The organism is Algoriphagus sp. SE2, assembly GCF_039563885.1.
In the GTDB taxonomy this organism is placed as follows: Bacteria; Bacteroidota; Bacteroidia; order Cytophagales; family Cyclobacteriaceae; genus Algoriphagus.
Genome location: NZ_JBCLWJ010000013.1, coordinates 20,397 through 43,481, shown reverse-complemented (window position 1 = coordinate 43,481; position 23,085 = coordinate 20,397). Strand labels below are relative to the sequence as shown.

The 23,085-nt window shown below is 37.7% G+C and carries 20 protein-coding genes; 6 read left to right on the top strand and 14 right to left on the bottom strand.

Going from position 1 to position 23,085, the window contains the following annotated elements; translation table 11 throughout:
• Positions 1-49: 49 nt before the first annotated feature.
• From AAGF08_RS14890 to AAGF08_RS14870, 5 genes are all read right to left on the bottom strand, one after another.
• Positions 50-2,320, bottom strand: a complete 2,271-nt coding sequence (locus AAGF08_RS14890) for a molybdopterin cofactor-binding domain-containing protein (protein WP_343512062.1) — start codon at positions 2,318-2,320, stop codon at positions 50-52.
• Between the two features lie 11 nt (positions 2,321-2,331).
• On the bottom strand, positions 2,332-2,790 hold the full coding sequence (locus AAGF08_RS14885) for a (2Fe-2S)-binding protein (protein WP_343512061.1): 459 nt from the start codon (positions 2,788-2,790) through the stop codon (positions 2,332-2,334).
• 119 nt (positions 2,791-2,909) lie between these two features.
• On the bottom strand, positions 2,910-5,150 hold the full coding sequence (locus AAGF08_RS14880) for a molybdopterin cofactor-binding domain-containing protein (RefSeq protein WP_343512060.1): 2,241 nt from the start codon (positions 5,148-5,150) through the stop codon (positions 2,910-2,912).
• Positions 5,151-5,217: 67 nt separating this feature from the next.
• Positions 5,218-5,664, bottom strand: coding sequence for a nuclear transport factor 2 family protein (locus AAGF08_RS14875; RefSeq protein ID WP_343512059.1), 447 nt, complete (start codon positions 5,662-5,664; stop codon positions 5,218-5,220).
• Positions 5,665-5,682: 18 nt separating this feature from the next.
• Entirely contained in the window at positions 5,683-6,132 is a 450-nt protein-coding gene (locus AAGF08_RS14870) for a nuclear transport factor 2 family protein (RefSeq protein ID WP_343512058.1), read from the bottom strand.
• A gap of 159 nt (positions 6,133-6,291) precedes the next feature.
• Here AAGF08_RS14870 and AAGF08_RS14865 point away from each other — a divergent pair, with 159 nt between their 5' ends.
• Both AAGF08_RS14865 and AAGF08_RS14860 read left to right on the top strand, forming a co-directional pair.
• Positions 6,292-7,200: a helix-turn-helix transcriptional regulator gene (locus AAGF08_RS14865; RefSeq protein WP_343512057.1), complete on the top strand. Its 909-nt coding sequence runs from the start codon at positions 6,292-6,294 to the stop codon at positions 7,198-7,200.
• Positions 7,201-7,406: 206 nt separating this feature from the next.
• Complete coding sequence (locus AAGF08_RS14860; RefSeq protein WP_343512056.1) at positions 7,407-8,180, top strand: hypothetical protein; 774 nt, start codon at positions 7,407-7,409, stop codon at positions 8,178-8,180.
• A gap of 48 nt (positions 8,181-8,228) precedes the next feature.
• On the opposite strand, the gene AAGF08_RS14855 is transcribed toward AAGF08_RS14860, so the two are convergent.
• The 7 genes from AAGF08_RS14855 to AAGF08_RS14825 form a co-directional block, all read right to left on the bottom strand.
• On the bottom strand, positions 8,229-8,987 hold the full coding sequence (locus AAGF08_RS14855; RefSeq protein ID WP_343512055.1) for a sulfite exporter TauE/SafE family protein: 759 nt from the start codon (positions 8,985-8,987) through the stop codon (positions 8,229-8,231).
• Between the two features lie 203 nt (positions 8,988-9,190).
• Positions 9,191-9,643: a hypothetical protein gene (locus AAGF08_RS14850; RefSeq protein WP_343512054.1), complete on the bottom strand. Its 453-nt coding sequence runs from the start codon at positions 9,641-9,643 to the stop codon at positions 9,191-9,193.
• Between the two features lie 140 nt (positions 9,644-9,783).
• Positions 9,784-10,596, bottom strand: coding sequence for a DUF6544 family protein (locus AAGF08_RS14845; protein WP_343512053.1), 813 nt, complete (start codon positions 10,594-10,596; stop codon positions 9,784-9,786).
• Positions 10,597-10,696: 100 nt separating this feature from the next.
• Entirely contained in the window at positions 10,697-11,203 is a 507-nt protein-coding gene (locus AAGF08_RS14840) for a hypothetical protein (protein ID WP_343512051.1), read from the bottom strand.
• 445 nt (positions 11,204-11,648) lie between these two features.
• Positions 11,649-12,431, bottom strand: a complete 783-nt coding sequence (locus tag AAGF08_RS14835) for a transglutaminase family protein (RefSeq protein ID WP_343512050.1) — start codon at positions 12,429-12,431, stop codon at positions 11,649-11,651.
• A gap of 153 nt (positions 12,432-12,584) precedes the next feature.
• Complete coding sequence (locus tag AAGF08_RS14830; RefSeq protein ID WP_343512049.1) at positions 12,585-13,757, bottom strand: PQQ-dependent sugar dehydrogenase; 1,173 nt, start codon at positions 13,755-13,757, stop codon at positions 12,585-12,587.
• A 179-nt stretch (positions 13,758-13,936) separates the two neighbouring features.
• Positions 13,937-14,947 (bottom strand): glycoside hydrolase family 43 protein, encoded by a 1,011-nt coding sequence (locus AAGF08_RS14825; protein WP_343512048.1) that lies wholly within the window; start codon positions 14,945-14,947, stop codon positions 13,937-13,939.
• A gap of 174 nt (positions 14,948-15,121) precedes the next feature.
• Here AAGF08_RS14825 and AAGF08_RS14820 point away from each other — a divergent pair, with 174 nt between their 5' ends.
• From AAGF08_RS14820 to AAGF08_RS14805, 4 genes are all read left to right on the top strand, one after another.
• Positions 15,122-18,418, top strand: coding sequence for an amidohydrolase family protein (locus AAGF08_RS14820; protein ID WP_343512047.1), 3,297 nt, complete (start codon positions 15,122-15,124; stop codon positions 18,416-18,418).
• A 171-nt stretch (positions 18,419-18,589) separates the two neighbouring features.
• Positions 18,590-19,117, top strand: coding sequence for an ATP-binding protein (locus AAGF08_RS14815; protein WP_343512046.1), 528 nt, complete (start codon positions 18,590-18,592; stop codon positions 19,115-19,117).
• Positions 19,118-19,259: 142 nt separating this feature from the next.
• Positions 19,260-20,132, top strand: coding sequence for a hypothetical protein (locus tag AAGF08_RS14810; protein ID WP_343512045.1), 873 nt, complete (start codon positions 19,260-19,262; stop codon positions 20,130-20,132).
• Positions 20,133-20,357: 225 nt separating this feature from the next.
• Positions 20,358-21,122 (top strand): SDR family oxidoreductase, encoded by a 765-nt coding sequence (locus AAGF08_RS14805; RefSeq protein WP_343512044.1) that lies wholly within the window; start codon positions 20,358-20,360, stop codon positions 21,120-21,122.
• 126 nt (positions 21,123-21,248) lie between these two features.
• On the opposite strand, the gene AAGF08_RS14800 is transcribed toward AAGF08_RS14805, so the two are convergent.
• Positions 21,249-22,313 (bottom strand): maleylacetate reductase, encoded by a 1,065-nt coding sequence (locus tag AAGF08_RS14800; RefSeq protein ID WP_343512042.1) that lies wholly within the window; start codon positions 22,311-22,313, stop codon positions 21,249-21,251.
• Entirely contained in the window at positions 22,310-23,077 is a 768-nt protein-coding gene (locus tag AAGF08_RS14795) for an IclR family transcriptional regulator C-terminal domain-containing protein (RefSeq protein ID WP_343512041.1), read from the bottom strand. The genes AAGF08_RS14800 and AAGF08_RS14795 overlap by 4 nt, the downstream gene beginning before the upstream one ends.
• Between the last annotated feature and the right edge of the window lie 8 nt (positions 23,078-23,085).

Genomic DNA, 23,085 nt, shown 5'->3' with positions numbered 1-23,085 from the left:
TTTCTTAGGGGCACATTTTACTATTCTATTAAGTAAAGGAGTCTACTAATTACATTCTCAAATTCTCCATCTCCAATAGCTGAGGTTGGAATGGTTGTTCATATAATCTCTTTCCAGTTGCTTTATAGAGGGAATTTCCCAAGGCTGCAAAAACAGGAGGGAAGAGTGGTTCTCCCAATCCGGTTGGAGCCTCATTATTCTGTACAAAATGAACTTCGATTTTCTTTGGAGCTTCTTTATGACGGATCATTCGGTAGGTATCAAAATTTCTTTTGGTAGGAGCTCCATTTTCGAAAGCTAATTCTCCAAAGAATGCATTTCCTATTCCATCTACAATCGCACCTTCACCCATATTAGCTGCGGCATCAGGATTAACCACAATTCCACAGTCTACTGCTGCAAACACATTTTCTACAACAGGCTGTTTGTCTTTGATACGGATATCCACCACCTCAGCTACATAAGAGTTATGACAGAAATAAGCCGATACACCCCTTGAAATACCAGCAGGACTATTAGACCAGTTCGATTTTTCCCTTACCAATTCCAGTACTCCGGCGTAGCGTTTTGGATCATAATCATTGTTTTCACCTACCGGGTTGGTTTCAGCTCTTTTCAGAAGCTCTAATCTGAATTCTATGGGATCTTTACCCATTTCTTCAGCCAATTCATCCAAAAAGCTTTGCTCTGCTCCTGCGATAAAATTAGATCTTGGAGCCCGAAAAGCACCGATTGTGATATTCGATTCAATTTGCCAGCCTTCAGCTAAATAATTATCAATAGCTCCAGCAGGGAATCTATTCGCATGGATTGGAGATTCAGGAATTCCTCCTGCTTTAACATGTAAAGCCAGTAAGTTATTGTTTTCGTCTAATGCTGCTCTATAAGTAGCAGAATAGGTAGGTCTATAAACTCCAGCTGACATGTCATCTTCACGGGTATAGACCATTTTCACAGGTGCCTGAATTTTTTGGGAAATCAAAGCAGCTTCAGTCATATGATGACTATATGCTCTTCTTCCAAAACCACCCCCCATTCTTGCAAGATTTATCTGAATATTTTCCTGAGGCATTCCTAAACTTGCTGCAATGGTTTGTCTTATCAATTCCGGCGCTTGGGTCGGACCATAAATCACTGCTTTATCTCCTTTCACGTCAGCGAAGCAATTCATAGGCTCCATTGTATTATGCGCCAGGAAAGGAGCAGAATAGGTTCTCTCCAATACTTTTGCAGCTTTTTTGAAAGCTCCTTCCGGATCCCCATCTTTTCTCAACACATTACCTGGTTTCTTGATATACTCAGCCATTTTGGATTTATGATCACTGCTATTCTCTAATCCTGATGGTACTTTTATATCTATATTATTTCCTCCTCTACCTGCCATCGGGAAGGTGGTTTCAGGAGCTTTTTCCCATTCCGCCTTCAGGTTTTTCTTAGCTTGTAATACCTCCCATGTCGAATTTCCAACAATCGCTATGATTTCAGGGAAGGTGGTGGTATCGAAAAAGTTTCTTCCATAGTCATCTTTAAAGATTTTCACTTCAAATGCATCCTGAATTCCAGGCATTGATGTGACCGAACTTTTATCAAATGATTTCAATCTCATACCAAAAGCCGGAGGTTGAACGATGGCAGCATATTTCATCCCTTCCACTTTATGGTCTATTCCAAACATGGGTTTTCCGGTAACTATCTTGGTACCATCCACATTCTTTTTGGAGCTTCCTATAATCTTGAAATCTGAAATATCTTTAAGTTTAACAGTTTCAGGATCAGGAGCTTCTAAAGTTCCTGCTAAAGAAGCCATTTCACCATAACCTGTCCTTTTTCCTGAAGCTTTATGTTCAATAAATCCGCCACTTGTAGTGATTTCACTTGCTGGAACATTCCATGTTTGAGCTGCTGCATTTACTAGTAATTGTCTTGCTGTTGCCCCTGCAGTACGTAATGGTACCCACGCCTGTCTTACACCTTGGCTACCTCCTGTAAACTGACGATCAAATCGTTCAGGATAAAAATCAGCTTGCTCTACAAACACATTTTTCCAGTCCACGTCAAGCTCTTCTGCTAAAATCATCGGAAGGGATGTTTTAACATTTGATCCAAATTCTGGATTTGGATTAAAGAGTGTTATAGCACCATTTTCTCCAATCTTGATATAACTATTTAATTCAAACCATTCCTTGGGCATGGTGAGAACTTCTTCCGGGGTAGGCTTACATCCCGCTAGCCAACTAAAACTTAGCATCATTCCACCACCCGCAAGAGTGGAGACTTTTAGGAAGGATCTTCTATCTATTTTTTTCTTTAATAATGTCATGTTCTGCTGATTTAAACGTTTTGAGAAGCTGTTTTAATGGCTGCTTTTATTCGAGTATAAGTTCCGCAGCGGCAAATATTACCATTCATTGCATTATCAATATCTTCATCGCTTGGGCTTGGGTTATCCTTTAACAAGGCTACAGCGGACATGATTTGTCCTGCTTGACAATAGCCGCATTGAGGAACATCATGTTCTAGCCATGCTTTTTGTACTGGATGATCACCTTTTTCTGAAATACCTTCAATGGTCGTAATCTCTGTACCTTCTGCTGCAGAAACCGGCAGCTGGCAAGATCGGGTCGCCGTGCCATCCAAATGAATGGTGCAAGCGCCGCATTGGGCAATTCCACAACCGAATTTTGTACCTACTAAATCCAAATGATCTCGAAGAACCCATAGCATGGGAGTGTTCGGATCTACGTCCACTTGTTGGTTTTTTCCGTTAATCGAGAGGTTAAATATTGCCATATTGATATTATTTTAAGTTTAAAGTTAGTCTGTTTTTAACTATTATCGTTACGAAAATCCATCGAAAACTTCTAATTACCAATTAAATAAGTGTATCAGATCGAATTTGTTTAGGGGAATCAAGATGAAATTCTAGGTCCATAAGGCTGATCATAAAATCTTTTTCCTGTTGCTGGGTATAAGGCATTTGCCAAGGCTGCGAAAACAGGAGGGTAGGCAGGTTCACCCAAACCGGTTGGATCAATTCCATTTTCTACAAAATATGTTTCGATAATAGCCGGGGCTTCTTTCATTCGAATCATTCGATATGTATCAAAGTTTTTGTTTTTTGGCTCTCCCTGATTAAATGTTTGCTCTCCAAAAAGGGCTGTCCCGATCCCATCTACCACTGCTCCTTCACAGAGATTTCTTGCAGCATCCGGATTGACCACAATTCCACAATCCACGGCGTTGACAACTTTATGGACTTTTAATTCACCATTCACCTGTTTTAAGTCTAGTACTTGAGCAGTATAACTGTTGTGACAAAAATAGGCTGAAACACCTCTGTATATTCCATTTTCTTGGGCACCCCAATTTGACTTTGATTTAACTAATTCCAAAACTCCTATATATCGATCTGGATCGTAGTCATTTGTTTCTCCAACTGGGTTTTCTTTAGCCCTTCTCAATAATTCCAATCGGAATTCAATAGGGTCTTTTCCTGCCACTTCAGCCACTTCATCTAAAAAAAATTGCTCAGCTGATGCATTAAAATTTGATCTGGGTGCACGGAAAGAACCGGTTGTGATATTGGAAGGAACTTCCCAACCTTCAACCAAGTAGTTAGCGACAGCTCCAGCTGGAAATCTGTTTGGATGTAATGGATTTTCAGGTAGTCCACCTCCATTGATATGGATTCCAATTAATTCATTATTCTCATCCAATGCAGCTTTGTAAGTAATCTGATATCTGGAGCGGTATATTCCCCCAGTCATATCATCTTCTCTAGAGTAAATAAGCTTTATAGGAGCACTTGCTTTTTGAGAAATGACGGCCGCTTCAATCAACCAGTGTGCATAAGATCTTCTGCCATATCCACCTCCTAGTCGGGTCATTTCTATCTCAATGTTCTCTATTGGAATGCCTAATCTTGTGGAAAGAGCCTGTTCGGTCAGCTCTGGCTTTTGAAGGGGTCCAGCACAGTAAACTTTATCTCCATCTACATCTGCAAAGAAGTTCATCGGCTCCATGCAATTGTGAACTAAAAAAGGAGCGGTGTAAGTTCGCTCAATAATTTTAGATGCCCGACTAAAAGCTGCTGCAGGATCACCATCCTTTCTTTGAATAGTTGCATTTTTTGAGGCTTCTAGCATCTTCAGAACTTGTGAATCACTGCTTTCCAAACCTCCCGGAACAGTCCTGGTTCCTTCTCTTCCAAACATATCCCTTTTTTCTTCATAAGGTTCCAAGGGCGCGTAATCAGCTTCCACGGCTTTTTTGGCATTCATCACCTCCCAAGTACTGTTTCCCACTACAGCGATCAAATCAGTAAATTGGACCGTATCAAAAAATGTCCTTTTGTAATCATCCTGAAGAGATTTAATTTGAAAAATATCTATTATTCCAGGCATTCCCTTGGCTTTGGAAGCATCAAAGGACTTAAGCTTTAGTCCAAATGCAGGCGGATGAATAATCATGGCGATCTTCATTCCTTCTTTCTTATAATCTATTCCAAAAAGTGGTTTCCCTGTGATAATTTTTGGGACATCCACATTTTTTTTGGAAGTACCTATCAGTTTGAATTCAGTTGGGTCTTTTAATGCAACTTCCTCGGGTATGGGAAGGCTAGCAGCGAGTGAAGCTAATTCGCCATAATGAGCTTTTTTCTTACTTGCTTCATGGATTAAATACCCATTTTCGGTTTTGATTTGGGTAATGGGGACATCCCAACTTTGTGCAGCAGCTTGAACCAAAAGAATTCTTGCTGTGGCTCCAGCAGTTCTCAATGGAGTCCAACCCACTCTAATTGCCTGACTTCCGCCTATAAATTGCCTCGTGAAATTATCGGTATCCAATGGAGCTTGCTCTACCACAACTTTTTTCCAATCTGCATCCAGTTCTTCCGCAACAATCATAGGCATAGAGGTCTTGATGTTTTGTCCACCTTCCGGATTGGGTGACATAATGGTGATTAATCCATTGTCTCCAATTCGGATATAACCATTCATTCTAAACCACTCTTTTGGTGTCCCCAAAACTTCCTCAGTTTTAGGTTTGCATCCTGCCAGCCAACTGAAACTTAACATCATTCCACCTCCTGCCAATGTGGAGACTTTTAAAAATGACCTTCTAGTTAGTTTTGAGGATGGGTTTTGCATGAATTAACAGATTGAAAATTTATCTATTACAAGTTAATAAAGTTTTGGTTTAACGGTCTCTTAATCTTTATTTGTCAACTGGTCCCATTAATTTGGTGAAGGAAAGGGAGCCAAGTTTCCACCCTTCTGCTTTTTTTATATAGACTTCAGTTACTTCAAATGGATTAGATACTTCATTACCACCGACTTCGGCGATCAATGTAATGCGGTTCAATAAAATGGCTGTGTTGTCGATAATCTCAACAGATACTTCGTGGATGTCAGCTTTTTTATACCAGATCCCGCCACTTCGGATAATATTAACTTCTTGTTCTTTGCCCCAGGCACCTCCCATGTGAACGAAAACGGATTTGTCATCAAATAATTCGGAAAGTTTATCAGCTTCTTTATCTGACATCCACTGCCATTTGGTTTTGGACAGCTCAATGATTTCTTGTTTGGTCGCCCCATCTTGTCCGAAGGAGAATTGTACTGCGGAAAACAATAAGAAGAATACTAGAATTGTCTTTTTCATGGTTGTATGGTTTTGGGATTAATGCTCAATCTCGTGTGTGTCTCTTACACTACTGAAAGTCAATGCCAACATTTTCCAGTCTTCACCCTGCTTTTGATATACTTCAGTCACTGTAAATTCTGTGACCACATCATTTCCTCTGACAAAAGCTGTCAAAGTAATCCGGTTCCATACTAATGCAGTATTTCCAGAAATTTCGACCGCTGTATCATGCACGTCTGCATTTTTGTACCAAATACTGCCCGATTCGATGATTTCCAGTTCTCGGTCTGTTTTCCAGCTTCCACTCATATGGACAAATTTCGCTTTGTCATCAAAGAGTTTTTCTAGCTTGGAAACATCCTTATCAGCCATCCATTGCCACTTGTCCATAGAGAGCTTTTTGATTTCCTGCTCAGTGCCTGTTTGTGCAAAGCTGAAGCTTGCAGAAAGGATAAAAAGTATGATTACCGACAAGTAGGTTTTCATGTTTTCTATTTTAAGCTTTTCCATATTCAAATGTATAAATCCTTGTTTACAAACTACTTACCTATATTTCTGAAATAGTTACCAAAATTTCCGTTTTAGGGCTTGGTTCAAAAAAAATATCAACAAAGTATCTATTTTTGACTTACTAAAGATTTCCAAATGAATACTATTTACGATCTATTTTCTGTCAATGATTACAATTCCGGTTTAGGTCTTATCAGCTTCCATCCTTTGGTGAGTGTAGTTGATTTGTCAAAAGCTGTGATGCCAAAGAGAACTGATGAATATGCGGTTCGATATCATTTTTATGGGATTTTTTTAAAGCAGGGAGTTAATTGTATCATAAGTTATGGACGTCAGAAATATGATTATCAAGAAGGAACGTTGGTTTTCGTTGGACCTGGACAAGTCGTGAACATTAAGCCACTGGATAACCCGGAACCGATGGCTGGATATGCGTTGATTTTTCATCCGGATTTGCTTCGTGGAACCCATTTAGGAAAAACCATCGATGATTATTCCTTCTTTTCTTATGCGCTTCATGAGGCATTGCATATTTCACAGATAGAGCGGGGGATTGTTTTGGATTGCTTTGAAAAGATTGAAAATGAATTGACTGAACGATTGGATCAACATAGTAAAACAGTCATTGTGTCAACAATTGAGTTGTTTTTGAATTATTGCAAGCGATTTTATGATCGACAGTTTATCACCCGGGATATGATGAATGAGGGAGTGGTTGAGTGCTTCGATTCTGCTTTAAAATCTTATATCAAGTCTGGTCAGGCCAAAAAAGAGGGTATTCCATCTGTGAGTTATTTCGCAGAAGCCCAAAATTTGTCTTCAAAATACTTTGGGGATTTGGTGAAAAAAGAAACCGGGAAAACTGCTCAAGAATTCATCCAGCTCAAACTGATCGAAGCAGCGAAAAATCAATTCCACGATCCTGAAATTTCCATCAGCGAAATTGCATATGGATTAGGATTCAAGTACCCTCAGCACTTTACTCGATTATTCAAAAAGCAAGTAGGTGTCTCTCCTAAGGAATTTAGGGAGTTTATAAATTGATTTATTGAAAGTCATCATTTCAAAACATTCATTTATTTTTTTATTGAAAATCTTCTAGCTATGGCTTATAGAAGAACTAGATTTGGTCGAATAAATAGCTTATTGATCTGAAAATTGCGATTTAATTGGTTTTAAAGCCTTGAATTTTGTAAAGTGAACTTATAATTATTCAAATAAGAAAAATCAGTTGTCTTTTTCTAAAATCAATGAAACAAATCTTCTTTCGATTCCTGTTCATTTACCTTTCCTTGATTTTTGTTATTAAAGTACAATCTCAAACTATTCAAGAATCGCAACCGACAATAAAGCATTTCGACGGGACAATCACGGCAACTTCAAACGGCATTTCTATCATTCCTTTTTTTTCTTTAGGAAGACCAGCTTTCTTATTTGATTTGAGTTTGGGAGGTGATCGTCTGTCCTTTGATCCTATGCTACGATTTGGAATGAATGGTAAACCTTGGTCTTTTGTATTTTGGTGGCGGTATAAATTGATTAACAAACCGAAATTTTCTCTTAGAGTGGGGGCTCATCCTGCATTTATTTTCCAAGAACGAGAATTGATGGTCGATGGAAAACCAAAAAATGTATTAGTAGCTAATCGATTTTTGACGTATGAAATAGCACCGACTTTTAAATTATCGCCTCGCTCAAGTTTAGGAATCTATTTTTTAAACGGAAATGGTATCAATCCATACCCTCCAGATCACACTTATTTTCTGGGTTTAACATGGACCTTAAGTGATTTTCCTTTAGGCGAAACAGTTCGATTTAAAATGACACCTCAAGTCTATTATTTGAAGGTGGATGAGAATGATGGGATTTATGGAACTTCAACTTTTACCTTGACCAAAACAGACTTTCCCATTGGCCTTCAATCTACTTTTAATCAGAAAATTAATTCATCTATTGACGGAGAAGATTTTGTTTGGAACTTAAGTTTGATTTACAATTTTGCAAATGATTACCGAAAAAAGTAACGAAATAGCGCCCTCTCATGAGTGGATTCAACTCATTTGAAAAGTCAATCAAATATTAATACCAAACCCATGCATTAGTACAAGTCTTAATCCTACATAAATAACCAAAACAGCAGTTAAACCACCCAAAAATCTAAGATTAAACTTTTCATTGGATAAATATGATCCAATACTACCTCCTAAGATTACGGCAAGTACCAACTTCCAAATCAAGTTAATATCCAATTCGAATGTACCAGCTACTGTCAATCCAACTAACCCAGATATGGAATTAACTAAGATAAAAACAGAAGCTAAAGAAGCTACGGTTCTTGGGTTTGCCCAATTCAGAAGATTTAAAGTTGGGCTTAGAAAAATTCCTCCTCCGATTCCGGAAACGCCGGCCACAAACCCTAAACTGCCACCTAATCCAAGCTTTTTCACCAAACTGAATTCTTTTGATTTAAGCTTTGCATTGATGTATCTAACCATCATGGCTAAACCTGAAAGAATTAGAGACGAACCCAAAATCAGAAAAAACACCTTTTGGGAAAGACGGAGTTGAGCTCCGAAATAGGCCAATGGTATGCTTGAAACCAGAAAAGGCCAAAACATTTTTAAATCGAAAACTTTATTCCGGATAAAAATCAGGGTTCCAATTGTCACTACACAGATATTTAAAATCAAGGCTGTGGATCTGATTTCATAAAAATTGGTCAGGAATAAACTCATTATTGCGAGGTAACTCGAACCTCCTCCAAAACCTACCGAACTGTAAAACAAGGCGATAGTGAAAAATATATAGGGAAGGTATTCTATGGTGATCATGAACTAGATAGGCGGCTATTTAATTGAATTGAATTCAAAAAAACTCTGAAATCAAATTTTTGAAGATTTAATAGCTTGAATTTGATTATTTTTTATTGATCTACAAACGCAGGTGAAAATATCTCAGACAGCAACTATTTCTAAGCAATGGGCAGATTACCTCTCAATAAACATGTTTTAATAGATTTGACTGACAATTTCTACTAGTTCCTTTTCTCGGGCATCCAAGTGATAGTTACCTCTTGATTTCCCCATTCTTCAGCTTTTTCAACATCTGTACCCATATAAAGATCTATTTTTTTTGTCCATCTTCTATTCATTAAATCTAGGACCATATATTTCCCTTCTAGCCCTTCAATCGTGACTTCCAATTTATGATATAACCCCGAATCAAGTAGATCTCTAGAAATGGCAATAGCCTTCATTCCGGGTTTTAAAGTATCTCCCCAAGCAGTTATATTTGGTTGGTTCGAAGTTTGTGATTTTAATGAGTTATATGCCGAGGCAGTTACTTGCATAGATCGGATTTCTGGACCTTTACAACTAATAAGGAGCAAAAATATTGCAACTGTCAAAAAAGATATAGTCCGAGTCTGATTTGTCCTACTTCCCTCAAAAAAGGATTTTTTAAACCTATCAATGATTTTTTTTGACATGATCCTTACAGCTAATTTTCAAATACTTATTCAATCTAGACCAGTAAAAAGATAGCCTTTAAATAAGAAAAAGCCTTGTAAGACCCTATTTTATTTTATGTATGTTAAACTTTATCCAGAGAAAACTTCCCTTCAATGAATTAAAATTTCTTTGGATTATTAAACTCTGCTTCTGTAATTATAAATTTAGCATAGCTATAATCTCCCTTTTCCAACCTCCAAATCACATCAAAGCCTGTAGGAATCAATACGTTCTCAAAGAGTTTGTAATCCGTGGTTTTTATTAGCCAGGTTTCCAAATTCTTCTCATCCATGTATCGCTTTGTTTCCATCTCGGTTATTTCTCCGATTTCGTTAAAGGTAATTTTAAAGAATAAAGAATGTTGCTTATATCCAAAGTTCAGCTTTGCTGAATTCGAGTCAATAGGAGTCCATTTTAGTCTTTCGCTTGGTAAGAGATTAGTGGGATACATCACACTTTCTCCAAGCCAGCGAAGTAATTCTCCTTGATCATAGTGTTCCCCTGAAGCATTTACGATATTAAAAAGGGAGAGAATAGATACAAGCAATCTACCTTTGTCAGAGATATACATGTCTTTAGCCACAAACAAGGATGTAGTACCTTTCCAGATAAAGCCAGGCCTTTGGGTTGATGCATATTGTTCCCCTTTTACATTAATCCAATCCTTATCAATTCCTGGTTTGAATTGTCCAACATGCTTTATTCTTGCATAATTTATATAAGGCTGGCCTTCCTTCAGCACGTAATTGAAATATCGCTGAACTGGTTCCGGTAGCTTATCTAATTGATCTTTATAAAATTTTTTCTTCCAATTACTTTTCGATTCAGAAAAAAGGGTTTGAACCTCCTTTTTGAATTTGAAGGAAGCTTGCATTCTTCTAAGCAAAAAAAATATCAAAATCAGGCCAAAAACAGATAAAGCAATACTCATATTTCTCCTCCAAAAAGCTAGTTTTCATTTAATTAAAGGGATGTTTTACCTGTTTAAAAGAAATAAAAATATCGTTTCCGGGCCACGAATTTAAGGTTCCCTAAGTTTTATCTTCTTCTAGATCATTATGGTTGTCTCCTCCCAAACTGTAATAGTTATTTTCTTCATCTTCACTTCCTATTCTTTCCTGTTGATCATCTAATTCTGATCCTGGAACATCCAAATCATCCCCAGACATATCATCTTTAAAATCCTTTTCATTTAATCCTCTTCCTTTTTTCTTAGGTTTTTTCTTTTTAGTAGGATTCTCTGGATCGACATTGATTTCTTTCTTGGCTTTGTTATAGATATCTTCTGAAGGAGGATAAAGGGGATATCCTTCGAATTCAGAATCATTTTTATTCTTATGGGCTTTTGCATATTCATTTACAATCTCCACTAGTGAGTTGTAATATTCCTTAAACTTCCAAGAGCTTAATTGACCGGCACCGGTATCATAATCAGGCTCAGGAATCTCAGATATGTATTTTGATAATTCTGGAAATTCGGTGTGAATTTTCATGGTGATATTTATAATATCTCGTTCTAATTGTTCTTTCGTTTTCATATTTTATACTCTAGTTTTCACTTGAAATATCTAATGGATGGTGGATTTTAAAAACTCTGATTAAATAGAAATTCAAATTTTTTTATATTGAAACTGATCAACCAAATTCTTTCAACTCTCTTATCAGCTATTCCATTTACTGATTTGAGTTATTATTCCGGTTTAGTTTAAAAGATAACTTTTTTAAGCTTTCCCAACCTTGAAGGCTTTTTGTTTCCTTCCACCATTATTTCAATTTAAAAATATCTAGGCACTTGTTCAACCTTTCTTTTCAGTTGTCAATCTGATTTTGGTCATGTAAAACCATGGATTTAATTACGATGGATTAAGATAGAGCCTTCCCTTTCTTATTAATTTTTGCAATTCACTTTTATGAATTTGCCATGAAAAATTGCTTTCCATCGAAAAAGGAGTGTTTAGATTCAAAGAAAGACTAGTAAAGGGCTTATAGTTGCTCGACTTTGATCAGTTGTTCTATTGGATAGACCGCTGGACCAAATTGATTGAAAATAGCAACATCGGAAGCATCTCGGCCGAAACCTAGTACTACATATCCTCCAGGAGATCCCTTCTGTGTAGCATCAAATGTATACCATCGATTTCCAATATATGCTTCAAACCAAGCATGCATATCCATCGGCTCCAGATTATGTAAATAACCTACTACTATTCGAGCTGGAATGCTTAAACTTCTACACAAAGCTATTCCCAAATGGGCTAGGTCTGTACAGACTCCAAAGCCTCTTTCATTAACCTGGATGGCAGATGTTGGTTGATAATTGCTGCCAGGAATATAGCTGATGTTTTCCTGAAGCCAGTTTGTAATGGCTGAAACCTGATTGTATCCCAACAAGTGATCTTGGGTGATTCTTACACTCATTTCATTAAAAAAATCAGACTCGCAATATCGACTTGGTAATAAATAACTTAATACAGAATCCGGTAAATTCTGTATTTCTATAAATGGAGCGTCAAATCCTTGGTCAATGTAATCGGCGGTAATAACCTCTGATGAGGTATCTATTGAGAAAATTCCAGGCTGTGCAATCAGTCGCTGACAAAGGTTGCCATAACTATCCGTGAATTCAAAAACAGGAGTAGTGGGAGTAATAATAAATTCCTCCTTTTCCACCCATTGCTGTGTTCCACTTCTAGGTCTCAACATAAGAATAAAAGGTGTTGGAGCAGGGATTTCAAACTTCAATTTGCAACTGGTTCTTAGACGCATAAGCAGATTTATACTAAAAATTAATACTTACTGAATTGTTAATGAAAATGGAAATTAATTAGGGCTAAAAAGAAATCGGAACAGTAGCAATTTTAAGAATATTAGCCATAATCAAAGCAAGCAAGCTAAAAACTAATATTTGTCTCTTTCCGATTATTCCTGCTTTAACTTATAAATCTTATCATCAAATCCACAGATAAATAATTCCTGATTTTGATCCACTCCAAAAGCAGAAATTGGGAAATCGGTATCTATTAATTCAGTGTTTACAGTGTTTCCCGAATCATTATTGTCTAAGGACCAAATTCTTCCAGATACATAATCTGCATAGATGTATAGCCCTTCCAATTGGCTTAAGCTTGGTCCATGGTATACAAAACCGCCGGTGATGGAGATATCACCCTGGGATCTATCATATTCCCAAAGGGGTAATTCCATTCCTTCCTGATCACAAGAAGAAGAATTGAAGCAATGAAAACCTTCCATGGTGTTCCAGCCATAGTTTCCTCCCTTTTTGATGATATCTATTTCCTCATACTTGTTTTGGCCTACATCACCGACCCATAATTGGCCATTTTCTGAGTCAAAGCTAAATCTCCAAGGATTTCGTAAGCCATAAGCATATATTTCTTCTTTAAATCCTTCGTTATTATTTGCAAAAGGATTGTCATCGGGAATTGCATAATTTTTGGAACCTTCCTTTCTATCGATATCTATTCTCAGAATACTTCCTAATAAAGATCTTCGATTTTGACCATTCCCTCTTGGGTCTCCACCGCTTCCACCATCACCAACAGCTATATAAAGGTATCCATCAGGACCAAAAGAAATTTGTCCTCCATTATGATTTGAAAAGGGCTGATCAAATTCTAAAAGAATCAATTCGCTAGAGGGGTCTGCCTGATTCGGGTCTGAAGGTGAAACACTAAAACGTGAAATGACAGTACGGTTTGGACTTGTAGCTGTATAGTTTACGTAGAAAAAGCCATTATTTATATAATCAGGGTGAAAAGCTAATCCCAATAACCCCTCCTCATTTCCAGAATCATCTACTAGATTCTCGATTTTCAGAAATTCTTTTTTCTCAATAGCGTCTGCGTTATTTTGAAAAACTGAGATGACGCCTCGCTGCTCTACCACAAAGACCCGATTCGAATTATCTCCTGCATGTTGAAAATCCACAGGTCTTGTAAATCTTAAATTTGGAAATGCTTCTTCAACAGAGATTTCACCTATTGGCGCAGGTACGTTTTCTTGCCCGTTTTGAGAACAAGCGGTATTACTGGAAAAAATCAGAAGTAGGAATAAGATGACATTATTTTTCATGATGTAAACGAGTGATTTTTAAATCAAGTAAGTAATTATAAAGAAACTAAATTATACAGAGATGCAAATAATTGTTTAATGCTCTTTCTAAAATGAATAGGTTATCTATCCATTTTGTTTGAACATTCGAAATATTTAGCAACGATTATTGCATTTAGGTGAACCTCCTTCCAAAACGCTTATTTTTTCTCAGGAGTAAACATGCTTAAGTCCCATTCATTATACCAATGAATTTCCATTTCTCCCTCTTCAGTAATAGTGATTGGAAGAAAAACATATTCCGATTCTGGCTTTCCTCTCCCGTTCCAGCGATCGCCCATATACAGGTATGCATCTTTATAGCCAGGAATTTTAAAAATAAAGCATGGCTGTGAGTTAAAAGAATTGTTACCGGCATCTCCTACAAATGGGTTTCCATGTTTGGTATAAGGCCCCATGATGTTCTCTGAAGTATAATAAGTAGCTGGGTTTGGAGTCCAACCAGAACATCCGCTGGTGAGTAAATAGAATTTACCGTTTTTCTTTAAAATTCCTGGGCCTTCGCAATGCGCTTCAATATCCACATCGTTGGTAGTCGTAGACAGGTAATCTTCAGACAATTCAACCATCCTGATTGTCTTATTAATATGATTAGCTGCATATCCTATGTATGCTTTTTTAGTATCTGGTTCGAAATACATTCCAATATCCCGGGATTCATGTCCATTTGGACGATAATGATCCTGAACTACAAAAGGACCTGTTGGATTATCGCTGGTGGCCACTCCTAATTCTGCTGTCAGGTATTTAGAATTGTCATAGTGAAACCACATGACGTATTTCTTATTCACTTCATCATAGATGACTTTCGGTCTTTCAAAAACTTCAATCTCATCTTTTTCTAAAACCACACCTTCATTTTTCCAATTGTATAGGTCTTTGGATGAATAGCATGATGCACCACGAGGCAAGCCCCTATGTTCTCCATACCAATAATAAGTTTGAGAAGATGCGACATAAATGATATTTCCTCCATGACTGTCAATATGTTCTCCATCGTCCGCAAGCCATTTTCCTCCCGGTTTAAATGAAGTATAATTGGTTGCTTGCTGGGCAAAAACTGCTGTAATATTGAAAGTCAAAAGAAAGGCGAAGCATGCAGTACCTAAAAAGGTTAATAAGAAGCTTTTGAAAATTTTATTCTGGTGCATAGTGTAATGATAGCTATAAATCAATTAGTTGTAAAATAGGGGAACCAAGTTTCTAATGGTTGTTTTGCTTCTCGGGATAAGAATCCATATGAACCTCTTATCCTAAATCTTTTTGCTATCCAGTTTAATAGGTTTAGTTTAGAAAGACTTTTTTTGAAATAACAGAACCTAATTATGAAAAAACTATTCCTGGCTGTATTGGCCTTGACAATATCTTTAGCGGTAAAAGCACAAGATGAAACTGCTAAATCTGATAAAAAAGAAAACAAAAACTTACCACTTGAGTCCGGAAGAACCTTTGATTTTGATTTGTCAGAGGGGTCTTGGATCGCTCTTGATGTCAGCCCTGACGGAAGTACAATCGTATTTGATTTTTTAGGGGATATTTATAGTATCCCTGTAAATGGGGGAGATGCAACTCATCTTATGGAAGGAATGCAGTTCGATGCCCAGCCCCGTTTTAGTCCTGATGGAAAAGAAATTGTTTTTATCTCTGATGAATCAGGGGGAGAAAATGTTTGGACTCTTAATTTGGAAAGTAAAGAGAAAAAGCAAATTACAAAAGGCAATAATAATAGATATCAAGGCCCAGAATGGAGCCCAGATGGAAAATATGTGATCGCCTCCAAACAAGGAGGAAGTGGTTCACACAAAATATGGCTTTATCATGTAGATGGAGGTTTAGGGGAAGCTCTGGTTAAAGAGCCAAATTCTTTGCGAATGCTGGAAGGAGCTTTTAGCAATGATGATCAATTTGTCTGGTTTTCTGAAAGAAGTGGATCTTGGACTTATAATGCACCAATGCCGCAGTATCAGATTTCAAAATATGATCGCGAAACAGGTGAAATGCTTTCTCAAACGTCTCGATATGGTTCTGCCTTTCGTCCCACACCAAGTGGAGATGGTAAATGGTTGGTTTATGCTACCCGACATGAAACCCATACGGGATTAATTCTTAGAGATCTTGCTACGGGTGACGAGAGTTGGTTGGCGTATCCAATTCAACATGATGATCAAGAATCAAGAGCCTCAAGAGATGTGCTTCCTGGATTTTCCTGGACACCGGACGATAAAAGTATTATTATTTCTTATGGAGGTAAAATTCATAAAATTGATGTATCAAGTAAAGAGACCGAAGAAATTCCTTTTAGAGTAAATAGCAGTATTTCCCTCGGACCAGAACTTGATTTTGACTATCCTATATCTGACGATGCTCAATTCACTGTTACACAAATAAGAGATATTGCACCCTCTCCTGATGGAAAGCAACTGGCTTTTACAGCTTTAAACGAGTTATACGTTGTTGACTTACCCGATGGAAAACCAAGGAAGCTTGTAGACCTAGATGAAACTCAAGCAGAACCTGCCTGGTCTACTGATGGTCAATGGTTGGCATTTGTGACTTGGCAAGCTGAAGGCGGTAAGGTGTATAAAATAAGACCGAATGGAAATGACTTAATCCAGCTTAATAAAGAGGATGGCGTATTTCAGAGTCCGGTTTGGAATAACGACGGATCAAGAATTGTAGTTATCAAAGGGCAATCTGAAGATTATAGAAATGCACTACAGAGAACAGCATTTAGGGGAACGAGCGATCTTATTTGGATTTCAGCTAATGGTTCTGAAAACAATTTTATTAGCTATACGGAAGGTAGATCCAATCCACATTTTGTAAAGAGCTCAGATCGTATCTATTTATCCGGTAGAAATGGTTTAGTTTCGATCCGATGGGATGGCACGGATGAAAAAGAACATGTAAAAGTCACTGGAAAAGCTGCGCCTGGATCTTCCAATGCACCTAGAGCTTCTTGGATTAAAATGGCCAGAGAAGGTGATCAGGCTTTAGCAGCTGTTGGCTCAGATTTGTTTGTAGTAACAGTTCCTCAAGTAAGTGATGAAGCACCGACTATTTCTGTAGCTAACCCTGGAAATTCCTCTTTTCCTTCTAGGAAACTAACAGATATTGGTGGACAGTTTCCTGCCTGGGGATGGGATAGTAATCTTGTGCATTGGGCTGTAGGAAATGCACATGTATCATACAATCTCAATGACGCTAAAGCTTTTGAAGCTCAGAAAGAAGCTGAATCAAAGGAGAAGAAGGATGCAGAAGAAGGAGAAGAAGACGATAATGATAAGGCCGATAAGAAAAGTGAGTCTCCTAAAGAATACGAACCAACAGAAAACAGAATTGAAGTATTAGCGGATCGGGATATCCCAAAAGGTTCTGTTTTACTTAAAAATGCACGTTTGTTGACGATGAAGGATAATGAAGTATTAGAAGGTACGGATATCCTAATTGAAGATAATCGGATTAAAGAAATTGGAAAGGATATTCAAGTAAGTGGGAAAGTTAAAGTGATAGATGCCACAGGCAAAACGATAATGCCAGGTTTTGTAGATACGCATTCCCACTTCCGCCATCCGGTAAATTTGCACCGAGGGCAGTTTTGGCCTTATCTGACCAATCTGGCTTTTGGAGTAACTACCACACGTGATCCTCAGACAGCAACAACTGATGTACTGACTTATGGGGATTTAGTAGTAGCGGGTAAACTTATTGGCCCTAGAATATATTCCACGGGACCTGGTATTTTCAGTAGTGAAAATGTAGGTAGTTTAGAACATGCACGTAAAGTTATGACCCGGTATAGTTCTTATTACAATACCAAAACTGTAAAAATGTACGGTGCCGGTAATCGCCAGCAAAGACAATGGATCATTCAAGCTGCCAGAGAACAAAATATTATGCCTACTACAGAAGGAGGTCTAGACTTCAAGAATAACCTAACCCAAGTGATTGACGGCTATCCAGGTCATGAGCATTCCTTCCCGATATTCCCCCTTTACAAAGATGTGATTGATTTGGTAGCTTTTTCAAGAACTGTCTATACTCCCACACTTTTGGTTGCTTATGGTGGACCTTGGACAGAAAATTACTTCTATGCAACTGAAAACCCACATGCTGATCCAAAATTAAATTATTTCATGCCACATTGGAATTTAGACTCTAGAACCCGTAGGAGAAATGCAGGATGGTTTATGGAAGATGAATATGTGCATGAGGAGCAATCGGCTTTCGCAAAAGATCTGATTGAAGCGGGTGGACGTGCAGGTATTGGTAGCCATGGTCAGTTACAAGGCTTGGGTTATCACTGGGAACTTTGGGCCGTGCAGTCAGGTGGTATGGAAGCATATGATGCTTTAAGAGTTGCTACTATTATCGGTGCTGAAGCAATAGGTTTAGACCAGGATTTAGGGACATTAGAAGTCGGCAAACTTGGAGATTTAGTCATTCTGAATAGTAATCCCCTGGATAATATTAAGAATTCAAAAGACATCAGTCATGTGATGTTTAATGGTCGACTATACGATGGGAATACTTTAGACGAGATTTACCCTCAGGAGAAAAAATTGGAGAAGTTATGGTGGCAAGATTATGCTCCTAAAGATGTTCCGGGAATTAAGTTTTAAATTTAATCTACTTTCTAAGGAGTCTTGAATATCTGAAAAGCATTAACTGATGTATCTCCTTTGAACCATGATTAGCACCGAAGCTTCATGTTATTGACTTTGGTTTCTATATAAAGTAGCCAGCTTTTTGTAATCGGGGGGTAACCTCCTTTAGATTTTGATGGTGTATTTATGAAAAGGTACTCTAAAGTTAAATCTGTAATAATCATAGTTATGGGCCTTCCAGGTTCTGGTAAGAGCTATTTTGCAAAAGCACTGGCCAAAGAAATTGGGGCAGACTATCTTGGGAGTGATAGAACCCGAAAGGAAATTGGTTTGATGGGTAAGTACCAGCTTAATAACAAAATGTCTGTATACGAAGAGATGTTGAGTAGGGCCAAGGAAATTCATAAATCAGGTAATAGTCTGGTTTTGGATGGAACTTTTTACAAGCAAAAAATCCGTGATTCTTTTATTTCTTTTGCCCAATCCCTATCATGGAAGCTATACATTATCCATGTGATTGCAGATGAAGAATTGATTTTAAAAAGGCTCTCTAAGCCTAGACAGGAAAGTGAAGCGGATATAATAGTTTATCAAAAAATCAAATCCGAGTTTGAACCTATTCAAGAAGCCCACCTCCAGATTCAATCCACAGATGGTTCACTTAAAGAACGTTTGGAGAAAGCGGTAAAATATATCTATTCCAATCATGAATAGGCTAGAAATAAATCAGTTGGTTTCCAATGGAAATTATGATGGGAAGCCTATCAATGGGGCCTTGGAGGAGACAAATATTTCTTGGGTAATTCTTAGTAAGAAACACGCTTTTAAGATAAAGAAGAATATCAAGCTTTCATTTTTGGATTATTCATCTCTTGATTTGAGGAAAAAATATTGTGAAAAAGAATTGCAGCTAAACAGAAGGTTTTCCTCTATATATCTTTCCGTTGAACCCATAACTTACTTTAATGGACAATATTTTATTGGAGAAGGGCAAGGAGAGATTTTGGACTATGCAGTATGCATGAAACGGATGCAGGAAGACAAAAGAATGGATGTGCTGCTTTCTCAAAAAAAAGTTGATCCTAAAAGGATTTCACTCTTAGCTGATCAAGTAGCTAAATTCCATCAAAACGCTGAAAGTATTGATCATTCTTTCAATCTAAATCAAGCGAGGGAATTATTTAACGACTTGAACTCAGTTCAAGAGGTGGTACAAAAAGAATTTGAAATAGATTTAAAGGATGTAATTCCAACATTGATTACATTCAGTGATGAATTTTTAAAGAAACATATCAAAAGATTTGAAGAAAGAAGCCAAAAGGGTTTCGTAAGAGATGTCCACGGCGATCTTCACAGCGGCAATATTTTTTTGTATAAAAATCCAGTTATTTTTGATTGCGTTGAATTTAAGGATGAGTTCAGGCAGATAGATATTTTATATGAAATTGCCTTTATATGTATGGATCTAGAATACTTTAAAAGGAATGATTTATCTACTTTATTTTTAAGATCTTATGACAAATTTTTGAATTGTTTTCCAAAGGAGGAAGATCAATTTATTTTCCTTTATTTTAAGTGCTTAAGAGCAAATATCAGAGCCAAAGTTTATTTACTGAACAGCATGTCAGAACCAGATCCCGGTAAGATGACTGATGAATTAGTCAAGGGTAAAAAATATCTTGAGCTTGCCTTAAAGTACATGCAAGAACTTACTCTTCAAATAGACTAATAGTAAGTTTATTTTTGGGTATAGATAGGCATTTCATATGCTTCTTTTGACAAAGCTATTTCCAAGGATTTGAATTAGCTTATTATAGATTTGCTTGAAATTTCAAATGAGATGATTATAAATCGCACCTAAAAAGGAGTAACATAAGCCGCAAACATGATTCATATCAGGTCTTTTTTTTCACTACATGATTAAATTGGGTTTATTAAACCAAAACAATGTATCATGGAACTGAAAGATAAAATCGCAATCATTACTGGTGGAGCAGGTGGAATCGGACTTTCTACAGCTAAACTTTTTTTAAAAGAGGGAGCGAAGGGAATAGCTTTGATAGATTTCAGCCAGAAAAATCTCGATGAAGCCAAAAAAGAACTCGAAGGGGAAAATGTGCTTTACATTCAGGCTGATGTATCCAAAGATGAAGATGTGAAGAGGTATACCGATGAATCTCTCAAAACTTTCGGGAAAATCGATGTGATCTTCCTTAATGCAGGAGTAGAGGGGGTAGTTAAACCGATGTCAGAATATCCCGAGGAGGTCTATGACCAGGTGATGGGAGTTAATGTCAAAGGAGTTTGGTTGGGAATGAAACATGGTTTTGCAGCACTTAAAAAAGGAGGGGGAGGATCTGTGATTATCACTTCTTCGGTTGCCGGGTTAAGAGGTACTGCGCAAGTATCAGCCTATGTCGCAAGTAAGCATGCAACAATAGGATTGATGAGAACTGGAGCTTTGGAAGGAGCCCCAGATAATATTCGGGTAAATTCAATTCATCCTTCCCCGGTAGATAATAGGATGATGCGTTCATTGGAAGAAGGCTTTGCTCCGGGCGCTGCTGAAGCGGCCAAAGAAAGCTTTACCAAAATGATTCCTCTTGGTCGTTATGCAGATAATATTGACATCGCTGAAATGGCACTCTTCCTTGCTTCAGACCGAAGTAAATTTGTGACCGGATCTACTCATGTGGTAGATGGAGGATTTACAGCTTAGATTTACTGAACAAAAAGCATTAAGTCTTATAGTTTGGAGAAAATAACCAGTTTGGGTTAATCTAGTTGATTTTAATAGGGATTGAGGCCTTGGAAATGTTTTTAAATTGGTTTTAAATATTCTTTCTTAGGAATGTAGAATTCCTGAATAAGCCTGATTGAGCATTTGGATTAATCCCTCTTTTTCCAATGGCTTTGGATTGGCATAAGGCTTTGAAAGCATAATTTCAGCAGCCTCCTCCATGTTATTTTCCTCAAATCCAATTTCTTTTAAGGAAAAAGGAGCCCCGAGTTCTCGGATTAAACTTTGAACTTTTAAGGGAGGAAACTCTTGATTATAAGCTTTTTGAAAATCCCTTTGGAGAGAGTGCTCTAAAGAATCCCATTGGTAAGCAAATACATAGGGCTGGATTACTGTGTGAACAGATGCATGATCCATCCCAAAGGAACCTCCTAAGGTATGTGCAGTTTTGTGATGCAATGACATGGAAACTTCTCCAAGTCCCTTACCTCCCAGAAATGCTCCGAAAAGTAGTAAATCATTTGCCTCTGCCGTAATCTCATCGGATGTTTTCAGCAAGTCTAGAGCTTCAATGATTTTGTTGATTCCGAGCAAGGAGTTGTTATATGTGATCGGATTGGTATCTGGGGCATAGGCCGCTTCCATAAGGTGGGCAAGTGCATTGAAAGCACTTTTCACCGCCAATTCTTTCGGCATATTTTTAGTGAGATCCGGATCATAAATAACTGCTTTTGGCAAAACTGATGCATCTCGACCAGTGGTTTTTACCCCATCCTTAGAAATTCCCCAAATATTTGTCATTTCTGAACCTGAATAAGTGGAGGGAATGGCAATAATCGGCTGCTTAAGTTGAAGCGCCATTGCTTTTGCCAGACCTATAGCAGATCCTCCACCGATTGCTACCAATACATCGGTTTTTTGAATTTGTTGCTCATTCAAAGCTTTGTCTACTAAATAGGAGGGGACATGCTGGATTACTTCGTCAAAATGGAAAACACGTTCTGATCCCAAAGAAGAACTAAGTTCATTTATCCGATTTTGAAGACGAGAGGAGGCAATAATGAAAGCTTTGTTAGACTGGTTTAAAAGTTCTGGCAATTTACTGAATGTCCCCTGCCCAAAATGGACTCGTATTGGTAAAGAACTGTATGTGAAATTTTGAATTTTCATAATAGGGTTAAGGTTTTTTCTATTTCCGAAACTGTGTGCTGAAGAGCAGGTAAATAGGATTTTTTCATATTCTTTACAGAGACCCTACTGGCATGACCGCTGATATTCAGCGCAGCGATGACTTTATTGTTTTTATCATGCACAGGAACAGCGAGAGATCTAACTCCAACTTCTAATTCCTCATCAGAAATGGCCCAACCTTGGGAGCGGATTTCTTGTAATTGGTTTATAAAATCTATGCGAGAGAGGGATTTAGGCGTATAAGATTCAAATTCTACTTGGGCCAATTTTTTCTCTACTTCTTCGGGGTTCAGGCCGGCGATCAATACTTTTCCCATAGAAGTGGAAATAGCAGGAAGGCGAGTGCCGACTGCTAATGAGATGGTCATAATCCGCTTTGTTTGGACACGGGCAACATAAACAATGTCCATTTCATCCAAAACCGACATGGAGCAAGATTCATTGAGTTCCTTCGTCAATTCCTGCATATAGGGGAGTGCCAGTTTACGAAAAGGCAAAGATGACAAATAGGAATATCCTAAAGACAGAACTTTTGGTGCTAAAGAGAACATTTTACCTGACCGACAATTTACAAAACCTAAATGTTGAAGGGTTAGCAAAATTCTCCTTGCATTGGCCCTAGTGATATCAACTTTTTTAGCAACTTCCGTCAAGGTCATTTCTACATCTTCTGAATCAAAAGCCTGCAACACGTTCAGCCCTTTTTCCAGTGATTGAACGAAGTCTGTTTTTTGAATTTCCATGATTTAGA